At 52.2% G+C, this 12,686-nt stretch carries 9 protein-coding genes; 5 read left to right on the top strand and 4 right to left on the bottom strand.

Going from position 1 to position 12,686, the window contains the following annotated elements; genetic code table 11:
• Both NNO03_RS16750 and NNO03_RS16745 read right to left on the bottom strand, forming a co-directional pair.
• Positions 1-2,082 (bottom strand): inverse autotransporter beta domain-containing protein (locus NNO03_RS16750; protein ID WP_271450054.1); only part of this gene is annotated, 2,082 nt, incomplete at its 3' end.
• Positions 2,083-2,256: 174 nt separating this feature from the next.
• The gene (locus NNO03_RS16745) at positions 2,257-2,496 is read right to left on the bottom strand and encodes a hypothetical protein (RefSeq protein WP_271450053.1); all 240 of its coding nucleotides are present in this window, start codon (positions 2,494-2,496) and stop codon (positions 2,257-2,259) included.
• 137 nt (positions 2,497-2,633) lie between these two features.
• Here NNO03_RS16745 and NNO03_RS16740 point away from each other — a divergent pair, with 137 nt between their 5' ends.
• The 3 genes from NNO03_RS16740 to tus all read left to right on the top strand — a co-directional run bounded on the left by NNO03_RS16740 (position 2,634) and on the right by tus (position 6,423).
• On the top strand, positions 2,634-3,425 hold the full coding sequence (locus NNO03_RS16740) for a PhzF family phenazine biosynthesis protein (protein WP_271450052.1): 792 nt from the start codon (positions 2,634-2,636) through the stop codon (positions 3,423-3,425).
• A 694-nt stretch (positions 3,426-4,119) separates the two neighbouring features.
• Positions 4,120-5,421 (top strand): two-component system sensor histidine kinase RstB, encoded by a 1,302-nt coding sequence (rstB, locus tag NNO03_RS16735; RefSeq protein ID WP_271440557.1) that lies wholly within the window; start codon positions 4,120-4,122, stop codon positions 5,419-5,421.
• Positions 5,422-5,493: 72 nt separating this feature from the next.
• On the top strand, positions 5,494-6,423 hold the full coding sequence (gene tus / locus NNO03_RS16730) for a DNA replication terminus site-binding protein (protein ID WP_271450051.1): 930 nt from the start codon (positions 5,494-5,496) through the stop codon (positions 6,421-6,423).
• On the opposite strand, the gene fumC is transcribed toward tus, so the two are convergent.
• The gene (gene fumC / locus NNO03_RS16725; protein WP_271440559.1) at positions 6,420-7,823 is read right to left on the bottom strand and encodes a class II fumarate hydratase; all 1,404 of its coding nucleotides are present in this window, start codon (positions 7,821-7,823) and stop codon (positions 6,420-6,422) included. The two genes, tus and fumC, sit on opposite strands and share 4 nt — an antisense overlap.
• A 141-nt stretch (positions 7,824-7,964) precedes the next feature.
• On the bottom strand, positions 7,965-9,611 hold the full coding sequence (fumB, locus tag NNO03_RS16720; protein ID WP_271440560.1) for a class I fumarate hydratase: 1,647 nt from the start codon (positions 9,609-9,611) through the stop codon (positions 7,965-7,967).
• 263 nt (positions 9,612-9,874) lie between these two features.
• On the opposite strand from fumB, the gene manA reads away from it, so the two are divergent.
• Together manA and NNO03_RS16710 are read left to right on the top strand one after the other, a co-directional pair.
• The gene (gene manA, locus NNO03_RS16715) at positions 9,875-11,050 is read left to right on the top strand and encodes a mannose-6-phosphate isomerase (RefSeq protein ID WP_271450050.1); all 1,176 of its coding nucleotides are present in this window, start codon (positions 9,875-9,877) and stop codon (positions 11,048-11,050) included.
• A gap of 107 nt (positions 11,051-11,157) precedes the next feature.
• Positions 11,158-12,666: a YdgA family protein gene (locus tag NNO03_RS16710; RefSeq protein WP_271450049.1), complete on the top strand. Its 1,509-nt coding sequence runs from the start codon at positions 11,158-11,160 to the stop codon at positions 12,664-12,666.
• Positions 12,667-12,686: the final 20 nt, after the last annotated feature.

Genomic DNA, 12,686 nt, shown 5'->3' with positions numbered 1-12,686 from the left:
GTCGCCGTTATCCTTCCAGCTGCTGCCCGCTTTCAGCGTGGCGTTTGCCACCGTGACCGCCTTGTCCAGCGACGCGGATACCCCGGTCACCGCATTGTCGTTTGCATCTTTCAGCGTCACCGTCACCGTCATATCCGAGCCAGCCACATAGGTGGTGTTGTCGGTTTTGATGGCCGACTTCGCCGCGTCCGGCGTAACGCTGCTGATGGTCACCTTCGCCGGTGACAGCGTGCTACCGCCTACCGACGGTGTCAGGGTGAGCGTCTCAGCATCCGTCCCCGATGTCACCGTGACGGTGTACACGCCCGGATATTTTTTCGTCAGCGATGATACCGTGGCACTTTTCAGACCGACGGTACTGAGGGTGATATCCATTATATCCAGGTTCACCGGCTGGTTATTCCCGTCCCGCAGCGTCAGGGCCAGTACCTGTGTGCTCTTTCCGTCCGCAGGCAGGTCGCTGCGGGCAGGCGTGAAGGTGCTGTACTGTTTATTCACCTCCGGCGCCTGCACCGTCACCTGGGTGTCACTGCGGTCAGAGTGATTTCCCTTCGTGTCCACTGCCACACCACTGACCCTGTACGTGTTCACCGCCTGAGCCGCAGTCTGGTATGCCGGCAACACCACCGTATAATCACTGCCGTTCTGCACGATTTTACCGCCGGACGCGTTCAGGGCGGCGGCGTCCCAGTCAATGCGTTCCAGCCCGTATCTGCTGGTCACCGATACCCCCAGAGACTTCTGCTCCCCGGCATAGCCGGTAATCAGGTCTGTTGTATGCAGACGTATCGTCTCTTTCTTCCGGTACTCCAGCACAATATTGTTGTTACGCTCCACCAGGTCATACCGGCTGCCGGCCAGGCTGCGCATCGCCGCCACGGCGGTCGGGTCCACCTGGCTGCGCCACGGTACGCCCGGCTGGAAGTTTATGTCCACCGTCAGCCGGGTATCGTTTTTTCCGGACTGGCCCTGACGCTGCTCCGCCCCAAGGGTAATCAGCGGGACCGGGGTATAATTAATTCCGGCCGTGATGGCATGCGGGTTCTTTTGCCGGCCATCCACCCCGAACAGAGCAACTTCTTTGCCATAATACTGCTCATATGTGAGTTTGCCGCCCAGCTGCGGCAGTGACGGTACCCAGGCCTGAGCCCGGATGTCCCAGCCGTTGGCAGGCCGCTCCTGGTAGTCGGCCAGGTCCGGGGAGTCCTTCCAGCCCGTCAGGTGCATGTAACCGTTGGCGCCCAGCTTCAGGAAGTCACGCCAGTACTCCACACCGGCCCCCATACGCGCATGGTCGCGGGACAGGTCGTAGTCCCCGAACAAATTCCCGCCCAGCATGTAGCTGGGCGTAAAGTAACGCAGACCGGCACCGAGGTTAGCCTGGGTCCGGCCTTCGGTCCGGTGAAGGCTGCCCTGGGTGAACGCCAGGTTATCGCTCTGGTCATACAGGGGCAGCAGCAGGTCAAACTGTGAGTTTTTCAGGGAGAAGCTGTCATCCATATCAAGCTGTACGCGGGCAGTCCCGAAGTGGCTCAGCCACTGCTGAAGAGCCCCGCCGGCTTCCCCGGTGGCTATACCGCGCACCATGGACGCGGCGGCATCACTTTTTGAACTGCCGGCCAGGAAACTGCCCGCCTGTGTGGTATACCCGGCCACCTTCTGTGCCTGGTCATCAACGTCCTCTCCGGCAGCCTTATGTCCGGCAGAGGGCAGTACCGTCAGCGGGGATACAGGCACATCCAGCTCATCCCCGGGCAGCAGATGGTCATAACCGTGAGCAAAGGTGCGGAACTGATTGAGTTCACGCAACTGGCCGGGGGTGATGTTGTATTTTCGGGCCACCATTGCTGTGGTCTCGCTGGCCCCCAGGGTATAGACCGTCGTGGGAATGCCGTGCTGTACATCAGACAGCGGCGCAGGCTGCTGCAGGAAATGCTGTTCGCCGGCGCCAGCCATCGTTGGGGTGAAGGCTGTCGCCAGCGGAAAGACCATCTGTACGACGATGTTGAGCCAGGCCAGACGGCGCAGTCCGGGTGAAAAAGCCACATCCGCAGGCGGATGTGAAAAGCGTGAACGTTTCATTCTTATTTTATCCAGTACCTAAAACACAGATGAATTAACCGGATACTCAATGAGCAGGTTCAATACCCCCCCCACCAGGAACCGAAAATAATTAATTCAAGAAAGTAACGGGATAATAAGAGACAAATATGAGATAGATCGACAGTTAACGTCACGGGCAACTCATATTTCGGATTAGTGATCGGTATTATATCCACGGTCAATATCGTTTTCATTGTCAGCGGAAATAGTGAGCGAGGAGATGACTCCCAAATCACTTTCATCGGGCGTGTATCCATACTTCGCATTAAAACCACTCAGGCTTTTTCCTGCTGTTTTGGTATGAGCATAACCGCCGACAGTCACATTCTCACCCGCCTGAACAGATGCAGACAACGCCAATGCCATTCCTATCATCAATAAGTAGCGTTTCAAATGAAATTTTACATTAAATAAAAATCATAGCGGGTAGCGAAATCGAAATAATTCAGATAGATAAAAAATTCTAAATACCGGATTAACATGGCGTGCTAGAGTGCGATTTCCGCCAGAACTGATGAGAGGTTTACGCTATGCAGCAAATTGATTTTTTTATGATAGATGCCTTTACCACTACCACGTTTGGCGGAAACGCTGCCGCAGTATGCCCGCTCACAGAATGGTTGCCTGATGAAACACTATTAAAAATGTCAAAGCAGCATAACCAGTCGGAAACCGCTTTTTTCGTCCCGACACAGAAAGGTTTTGAATTACGCTGGTTTACGACTCAGGGCGAAATCAACCTCTGTGGCCATGCCACACTTGCTGCGGCACATGTCATCTTTGAACACCTTAATTACCCGAACACCATTATTCATTTTGAAACCCGATTTGTCGGCGCACTGTCGGTAAGTCGCAATGGCAAATGGCTGACGCTTGATTTTCCTGCATGGGAAACTGAATCTATTGTACCGCCGGCATTACTACTGCAAACGTTAGGTATCACGGAATATAAAGAAGTACGCATGGCGCGTGATTATATGGTGGTGATGGAAAATCAGCAGCAAGTTGAAGCGGTTAAACCGGATATTAATGCCATGATCCCTCTCGGGAAAATGGTTTGTATAACCGCGCCAGGTGAAGGCGAATACGACTTTGTCAGCCGTTTCTTCTGCCCAGGGGAGGCAGTGGCAGAAGACCCGGTCACCGGTTCAGCGCACACGATGCTCATCCCTTACTGGGCCAGGCAGCTAAACAAAATACAGATGCTGGCACACCAGGGATTCGAACGCGGCGGAGAGTTACGCTGCCAGCTAGTGGGTGACCGTGTGTATATAGGTGGACAGGCAACGACCTATATGATTGGCAAGGTGTTTCTGCGCTAGTACCGCGCTAAGTTCCATGAGTGTAGCCCCCCTAAGAACTTACAACTGCAAGCCGACGGGTGTAGACAGCCGTATCGGTCTGCATGACCTAAAACGGGGAATAAATCCGGTATCGCCGTTTACAGAAGATGGGAGAATGACAGCATTTCATTCTATGGAGATCTTGAGGCATTATTCGATTCCCTCGAATAACGGCCTCTGCCCCCCCTCACTTATCAAGCTATTCGTTTATTTTCATCACAACCAATCAGAATCCAAAAAAAACCACTTCTACTTTTTAAATTTATTTAAAGAAGGTCAGTGTTGCTATTTTAGGTATATATAACCTTATCGGTTCCGCTCAAAAATAAGCCACCTAATTGTCGGTGAAAATACACATACTCATATAAGTGGTTTCGCTATTGTGTCGGCGCAGGATCTCGTTGTTGTATAAAACGAACTTTTTTCACGGATGCAGGCCTATTGAGTGGTTGGTCTTGCGTTGCGTTAGGCTCATTAAATGGCGATCCTGTATAGTCGCATGGTAGCTCATAAGAATGCAGAAATGGTTTATACCGTGTAATCTGCCAGGACAAGTGCGTTGATGGTGGTCGGATTGATATTCACCCTGTGCGTCAGTGGATACAGTGATACCGCCCACCTGTTCCGCGGGCAACTGCACATTAGCTAACCTATTGAGTGTTTGGTGATTTGTATGAAAAAGCTGTTTGTGCAGTTTTATCTCTTGTTGTTTGTCTGTTTTCTGGTGATGACCCTGCTGGTTGGCCTGGTGTACAAATTCACCGCAGAACGTGCGGGTAGACAGTCGCTCGACGACTTGATGAAAAGTTCGTTGTATCTGATGCGCAGCGAATTACGCGAAATCCCACCGCGAGACTGGGGGAAAACCCTGAAAGAGATGGATTTAAATCTGTCTTTTGATCTTCGCGTAGAACCGTTGAATAAATACCATCTTGATGCTCCCACCATGCAGCGCTTACGGGAAGGCGATATCGTTGCGCTCGACGATCAGTACACCTTTATTCAACGAATTCCGCGAAGCCACTATGTACTGGCTGTCGGCCCCGTACCTTATCTCTATTTCCTGCACCAGATGCGCTTGCTGGACGTCGCGCTGATGGCCTTCATTGCTATTTCATTGGCCTTCCCTGTGCTGATCTGGATGCGTCCACACTGGCAAGAGATGCTCAGATTGGAGGCCGCAGCACAGCGTTTTGGTGAAGGACATCTTAATGAACGGTTGCACTTTGACAGCGGCTCAAGCTTTGAGCGTCTGGGCGTGGCGTTTAACCAAATGGCGGACAATATCAATGCCCTGATAGCCAGTAAGAAACAGCTGATTGACGGCATTGCCCATGAGCTTCGTACACCGCTGGTGCGATTACGTTACCGCCTTGAGATGAGCGATAACCTCACCGAGCAGGAATCGCAGGCGCTAAACCGCGATATTGGTCAACTGGAAGCGTTAATTGAAGAATTGCTCACCTATGCTCGTCTGGATAGGCCGCAAAATGAGCTAAAACTCAGTGTTCCGAACCTGCCCGTGTGGCTAACAACCCATCTGGAAGATGTACAAAGCGTCAACCCTGATCGTGCGGTACGCCTGCGCCATCTTCAGATCGGAGACTACGGCGCACTGGATATGCGCTTGATGGAGCGTGTGCTGGATAATTTGTTAAATAACGCTCTGCGATACTGCCAGTCGACTGTTCAAGCCAGCCTGCAACTCAATGGGAGTCAGGCAACGCTGATCGTCGAAGATGATGGACCCGGCATCGAGCCTGCTGCGCGCGAGCAAATTTTTGAACCGTTTGTACGTCTGGACCCCAGCCGTGACCGGGCGACTGGTGGCTGCGGACTTGGCCTCGCCATCGTCCACTCTATCGCTCTGGCTATGGGCGGTACGGTGGTCTGTGATGAAAGTGAACTGGGTGGTGCCCGCTTCTCCTTCAGTTGGCCTGTCTGGCATAACATACCTGAATTTTCAGCTGCCTGACCTACACGGCTCGGTGGTCAGGCTGGGTATCTTGTGCTATAAAAAGTATGTTGTAACTAAAATGGTAAATCTATGGCTCGCTACGATCTCGTCGAACGCTTAAACGGAACCTTTCGCCAGATGGAACAAGAACTGGCACACCTCACCGCGCAATTGCAACAGCAGACACTACTGATTGCCCGCGTGTTCTCTTTGCCGGAAGTGGTGAAAGAGGCAGAACATGCGCCACTGGAAACCATCGACGTAAAACAGCACTTGGGTAAAGAGGCGGAAACCCTGGCACTACGCCACTATCGCCACCTGTTTATTCAACAGCAGTCCGAGAATCGCAGTAGCAAAGCGGCTGTCCGCCTGCCGGGGGTACTCTGCTATCAGGTGGATACCGGCACACAAACCATGCTGGAAGAGCAAATACAACGTATTAATCAGCTTAAAACCACCTTTGAGCGCATTGTCACCGTAGAGTCTGGTCTGCCATCGGCCGCACGTTTTGAATGGGTGCACCGCCACTTACCAGGGCTGATTACGTTGAACGCCTATCGGACGCTAACGGTTGTCAGAGAACCGGCTACCCTGCGATTTGGCTGGGCCAACAAGCACATTATTAAGAACCTGACGCGTGATGAGGTACTGCAACAACTGGAAAAGAGCCTGACGTCACCACGCAGCGTGCATCCGTGGACACGCGAAGAGTGGCAGGCCAGGCTTGAGCGCGAATACCAGGACATCGCTGCCCTACCACAACAGGCAAAATTGAAGATCAAACGCCCGGTCAAAGTACAACCCATCGCCCGCGTCTGGTACAAAGGGCAGCAAAAACAGGTGCAATATGCCTGCCCGACGCCATTAATTGCGCTAATAAATAACGAAAACGGCATGACGGTGCCGGATATCGGAGGATTACTGAACTACGATGCTGACAATGTTCAGCACCGTTTTAAGCCTCAGGCGCAACCGTTAAGACTGATTATCACACGGTTGCACCTGTATGTAGCGGATTAACGACCCGGTCGCATGCTACCGACCATCAGTTCCGGGCGGACCCAACTGTCGAATTCGGCCTCGGTTAAATATCCCAGCGCCAGGGCTGACGCTTTTAAGGTCAGTCCTTCTTTATGCGCCTTTTTAGCAATCTCAGCCGCTTTATCGTAGCCAATATGGGTGTTTAGCGCGGTTACCAGCATCAGTGACTCGTTGAGCAACTGATCAATGCGTTCACGATTTGGCTCGATCCCTGTCGCACAGTGCTCGTTGAAGCTTTCCATACCATCTGCCAACAAACGAACCGATTGCAGGAAGTTATGGATAACCATCGGGCGATAGACGTTCAGTTCAAAATTCCCTGATGCCCCGCCGATATTAACGGCAACATCGTTACCCATGACCTGACAGCACAGCATAGTCAGGGCTTCACATTGTGTCGGGTTGACCTTGCCCGGCATAATGGAACTGCCCGGTTCATTTTCAGGAATAGAAATTTCGCCAATGCCGCAGCGCGGACCGGATGCCAGCCAGCGTACATCATTGGCGATTTTCATCAGCGATGCGGCCAGGCCTTTGAGCGCACCGTGGGCATGTACCAGTGCATCACAGGTGGCTAGCGCTTCGAATTTATTCGGCGCGGTGACAAAAGGTGCAGAGGTCAACACAGCCAGTTCATCCGCAACCCGCTCGGCATATTCCGGGTGGGTGTTCAGCCCGGTTCCTACCGCCGTACCGCCCAACGCCAGTTCAGCAACGTGCGGCAGACTATGTTCGATATGCTTCAGGTTATGTTCCAGCATTGCCACCCAACCAGAGATCTCCTGGCCCAGCGTCAGCGGCGTCGCATCCTGTAAATGGGTTCTGCCGATTTTGACAATGTCGGCGAAGGCATGCGATTTTTCACGTAACGTGGTGGTCAACACATTCAACTGAGGGATCAGATGCTCGCGCAAAGCCAACAGCGCGGCGACATGCATTGCCGTGGGAAAAACATCATTTGAACTTTGGCTTTTGTTGACGTCATCGTTCGGATGTATTTTTCGCTCCATTCCCCGCACGCCGCCCAACAATTCGCTGGCCCGGTTTGCCAGCACCTCATTCATATTCATATTGCTTTGCGTGCCGGAACCGGTCTGCCAGATAGCCAGCGGAAACTCATCGCGATGCTTATCTGCCAGCACCTCGTCTGCAGCCTGCATGATGGCGGAGGCTTTCTCCGCAGCCAGCAAACCCAAATCCTGGTTAACCTTCGCAGCGGCCCGCTTAGTCAGCGCCAGCGCGTGGATCAGCGAGACCGGCATTTTCTCTGTTGAAATGCGAAAATGCTCCAGCGATCGTTGAGTTTGCGCGCCCCAGAGTTTATCGGCCGGAACATCGATCGCACCCATTGAATCATTCTCGCGGCGTACCGTTACCATTACCTGCTCCTTATATTAACGATTGATTAGGTTATGTTTCGACATTGCCCACTTGCATTGGTCTTATGAGTATTAACGAGGAAAAAACTGTCGTTTGGTGGTTCGTGCGGTAAAAAAAACCGCCCCGTAGGGCGGCTGACGTTACTTAACGCAGCGTGCGCACTGCGACGTCTGAATTTGCTGGAAGAAATCGTTGCCTTTGTCATCCACCAGGATAAACGCCGGGAAATCTTCCACTTCAATTTTCCAGATGGCTTCCATCCCCAGTTCGGGATATTCCACACACTCCAGACTCTTGATACTGCCCTGGGCCAGCACGGCCGCTGGACCACCAATGCTGCCTAAGTAGAAACCACCATGCTTATGGCAAGCGTCAGTAACCTGCTGACTGCGGTTTCCTTTTGCCAGCATGATCATACTCCCGCCCGCGGCCTGAAGCTGATCAACATAGGAATCCATGCGACCGGCGGTGGTTGGGCCAAGCGAGCCAGATGCATAACCTTCCGGCGTTTTTGCCGGTCCGGCGTAATAGATTGGGTGATCCTTAACATACTGCGGCAAACTTTCGCCGTTATCCAGACGTTCTTTCAGTTTCGCATGCGCTATGTCACGTCCAACGATGATCGTACCATTCAGCGACAAGCGGGTAGAAACCGGATATTGCGACAACTGTGCCAGGATATCTTTCATCGGACGGTTCAGGTCGACACGCACGGCTTCGCCTTCGCCTGCCTGACGCAGTTCTTCCGGGATATATTTGCCAGGATTGTGTTCGAGCTTCTCAATCCAGATCCCTTCACGGTTGATCTTGGCTTTAATATTACGATCCGCTGAACAAGAAACGCCCATGCCAACCGGGCACGACGCGCCGTGACGCGGTAAGCGGATCACACGGATATCGTGTGCGAAATATTTCCCGCCAAACTGGGCGCCTAAACCAAGGTTCTGCGCTTCTATCAGCAGTTCTTTTTCCAGTTCAACATCACGGAATGCTTGACCGTGCTCGTTACCTTCGGTCGGCAGCTCATCGTAGTATTTCGCCGAAGCCAGTTTCACCGTTTTCAGCGTGGCTTCTGCGGACGTTCCACCAATCACAAACGCGATGTGGTATGGCGGGCAAGCTGCTGTTCCCAGCGTTCGCATCTTCTCCACCAGGTAATTTTTTAATTTGCCTGGTGTGAGCAGCGCTTTGGTTTCCTGGTACAGATAGGTTTTGTTCGCCGAACCACCGCCCTTGGCAATGCACAGGAATTTGTATTCATCGCCGTCGACGGTATACAGGTCAATCTGTGCTGGCAGATTGGTACCGGTGTTCACCTCTTTGTACATATCCAGCGCGGCGTTTTGTGAATAGCGCAGGTTGTCTTCGATGTAGGTGTTATAAACCCCACGCGCCAGCGCCGCTTCGTCACCGCCGCCGGTCCAGACACGCTGTCCTTTTTTACCCACGATAATCGCTGTGCCGGTGTCCTGACATGTCGGCAGAATGCCCTTTGCTGCGATATCAGAGTTACGCAGGAATTGCAGGGCGACATATTTATCGTTTTCGCTGGCATCCGGATCGCGCAGAATGTCTGCAACCTGCTGCTGATGTGCAGGGCGCAGCATAAACGATGCGTCATGAAACGCCTGGCGAGCCAGCAAAGTTAAGGCCTCAGGCGCAACTTTGACAATCTCCTGCCCTTCAAATTCGGCAACGGAAACATGGTCGCTGGTCAGCAGATAGTATTCGGTATCATCCTTTTTGAGGGGAAAAGGATGCTGATAATGAAAGGGTTTGTTTGACATTGTGCTCTCACTTACTGCTCGGTCTGGTTATTCTCTGGGCAGATGTTCCATTGCCCTGCTTCCCTGCCGCAGATCGGGTTGTAGAAGGTATGGCTTTCTGCAACCGGAATTACTCAGGGTATTAAAAGCGAGTCACCATATCCTACACATTTTTTTAACAAAAACTGAGACTAGTACGACTTTTTGCACGTGCAGGTTACTTCGTCCGGGGTTTCTTGGTTTAATAGCCAGAGATTTTTCAACATTGAAACAGGGCATTGATAATGCAAAAACTCATCAACTCAGTGCAACACTACGCCTGGGGAAGTAAAACTGCGTTAACGGAACTTTATGGCATTGCCAACCCAACCCAGCAGCCAATGGCCGAGCTGTGGATGGGTGCTCATCCGAAAAGCAGCTCTCAGGTTCAAGGGGCCGATGGCCAACCCGTTGCTCTGCGCGATGTTATCGAGCACGATAAATCCGCACTGTTAGGCGATGCCGTAGCAAAACGCTTTGGCGAACTGCCCTTCCTGTTTAAAGTGCTCTGCGCCGCTCAACCGCTTTCTATTCAGGTCCATCCGAACAAACACAACTCTGAGATAGGATTTGCCAAAGAAAACGCAGCCGGGATCCCAATGGATGCCGCTGAGCGTAACTACAAAGATCCGAACCACAAACCAGAGCTGGTTTTTGCCTTGACGCCATTCCTGGCGATGAATGCGTTTCGCGAGTTCTCTGACATCGTTGCATTGTTACAACCAGTTGCTGGCGCACACCCTGCCATTGCTCACTTTTTACAGGAACCCGGTGCCGAGCGCCTGAGCTACCTTTTCGCCAGCCTGTTAAATATGCAGGACCAGGAAAAATCGCATGCACTGGCAATACTGAAATCAGCCCTTAACAGCCAGCAAGGCGAACCGTGGCAGACTATTCGCCTTATCGCTGATGTCTACCCGAACGACAGCGGTCTTTTCTCCCCACTGCTGCTGAATGTGGTGAAGCTAAATCCTGGCGAAGCGATGTTCCTGTTCGCGGAAACGCCGCACGCCTATCTGCAAGGTGTGGCACTTGAGGTCATGGCAAACTCTGATAACGTGCTGCGTGCTGGGCTGACACCAAAATATATTGATATTCCGGAGCTGGTGGCCAACGTTAAATTTGTCGCAAAACCGGCGAACCAACTGTTGACCACTCCGGTCAAAACCGGTGGTGAACTCGACTTCCCGATCCCGGTTGATGATTTCGCCTTCTCCCTGCATGAACTGTCTGCCGGGGAATCCGTAATTAGCCAGCACAGCGCGGCGATTTTCTTCTGCATAGAAGGTGAAGCGCTACTGAGCAAAGGCGATCAACGTCTGGTACTAAAACCGGGTGAATCCGCATTTATTAGTGCGAATGAATCGCCAATAAGTGTCAGCGGCGTCGGCCGTTTAGCGCGTGTTTACAACAAGCTCTAGCAAGATACTGATATTTTTAACAACTCTTGCTAAGCTAGTAGAGAGTTAAAAACATGTCACTCCTCCAGGCGTCTTCAAACGCCTGGTTTTATTTTATGGATATCGAAATGAAAAAATCGCTGGTAGCTGCGGGTGTGGTGGTTGCGCTGGGTATCGTCTGGACGGGCGGCGCCTGGTACACCGGAAAGAAACTGGAAACGCATCTCGCCGAGATGGTGACGCAGGCAAATGATCAGATCAAACGCTACTCACCTGAGGCAGGAATTGAACTGAGTTATCAAAACTACCAGCGCGGCGTGTTCAATAGCCAACTGCAACTGGTAGTGAAACCCATCGCCGGACAGGAAAACGCATGGCTGAAAGCAGGCCAAACTATCGTTCTGGATGAAACGGTGGATCACGGCCCTTTCCCGTTAACCCAGCTTAAGTCATTGAACCTCATTCCTGCTATGGCTTCGGTGAGAACAACACTGGTGAATAACGATGTCACTAAGCCATTGTTTGATATAGCCAAAGGCGAGTCTCCTTTCGTTATCAACTCCCGAATTAGCTATAGTGGTGACACCCGTTCAGACCTCTCCCTCAAACCGTTGAACTACGAGAAAGGCGACGAAAAAGTTGCCTTCAGCGGTGGGGAATTCCAGTTCACCGCAGATAAAGACGGTAACGCGGTTTCCCTGACGGGCGCTGCGCAAAGCGGTCAGGTTAATGCAGTCAACGAATACGACCAGAAGGTGCAAGTTACCTTTAATAACCTGACAACCGAAGGATCCAGCAGCGTCGCCAGTTTTGGTGAACGCATCGGCGACCAGAAGCTGTCTCTCGATAAACTGTCGATATCAGTCGAAGGCAAAGAGCTGGCCGTGCTGGAAGGCATGGGAATTGATGGTAAATCCGATCTGATTAACGATGGAAAAACCGTGAACAGCCAGCTGGATTACACCCTGAACAGCCTTAAATTACAGGGTCAGGATTTGGGTAGCGGTAAGCTGACGCTGAAAGTGGGTCAGATTGACGGTGAAGCCCTGCATCAGTTCAGCCAGCAGTACAGTGCCCAAACCAAGGCGCTGATGTCGCAGATTGATGTCGTCCAAAACCCAGAGCTTTATCAGCAGAAAGTGACGGAAGCGTTCTTTAATGCGCTGCCCATTCTGATGAAGGGTGAACCCGTAATCACCATTGCGCCGTTAAGCTGGAAAAATGCGAAAGGCGAAACGACGTTTGACCTGTCGCTGCTGCTCAAAGATCCAACTGCGACCAAAGAAGAGCCACAAACGCTGGCTCAGGAAGTGGATCGTTCCGTCAAATCACTGGACGCGAAGCTGACTATTCCTGTGGATATGGCGACTGAGTTCATGACACAGATAGCCAAAATTGAAGGCTATCAGCAGGAGCAAGCCGCGGGTCTGGCTAAACAGCAGGTCAATGGTCTGGCAGCGATGGGGCAGATGTTCCGCATTACCACGATGCAGGACAACACCATCGGTTCCAGCCTGCAGTACACCAATGGCCAGGTAACACTCAACGGGCAGAAGATGCCGCTGGATGAGTTTGTTGGTATGTTCGGTATGCCGACCCTTGGCGAACCGGATGCTCCGGCAGTTCCACAACAGTAATGATGCTCTGAACCAAGCCC

The organism is Citrobacter sp. Igbk 16 (genome assembly GCF_028069755.1).
Classification (GTDB): domain Bacteria; phylum Pseudomonadota; class Gammaproteobacteria; order Enterobacterales; family Enterobacteriaceae; genus Citrobacter.
Note: the sequence above shows the minus strand (reverse complement) of the source record. Positions and strands in the feature narration are given on the sequence as shown.

Bases quoted from the DNA above. Each gene is read 5' to 3' on its own strand.
- NNO03_RS16740 (WP_271450052.1), top strand. From the start codon at position 2,634: ATGCAGCAAATTGATTTTTTTATGATAGATGCCTTTACCACTACCACG.
- rstB (WP_271440557.1), top strand. From the start codon at position 4,120: ATGAAAAAGCTGTTTGTGCAGTTTTATCTCTTGTTGTTTGTCTGTTTT.
- tus (WP_271450051.1), top strand. From the start codon at position 5,494: ATGGCTCGCTACGATCTCGTCGAACGCTTAAACGGAACCTTTCGCCAG.
- fumC (WP_271440559.1), bottom strand. From the start codon at position 7,823: ATGGTAACGGTACGCCGCGAGAATGATTCAATGGGTGCGATCGATGTT.
- fumB (WP_271440560.1), bottom strand. From the start codon at position 9,611: ATGTCAAACAAACCCTTTCATTATCAGCATCCTTTTCCCCTCAAAAAG.
- manA (WP_271450050.1), top strand. From the start codon at position 9,875: ATGCAAAAACTCATCAACTCAGTGCAACACTACGCCTGGGGAAGTAAA.
- NNO03_RS16710 (WP_271450049.1), top strand. From the start codon at position 11,158: ATGAAAAAATCGCTGGTAGCTGCGGGTGTGGTGGTTGCGCTGGGTATC.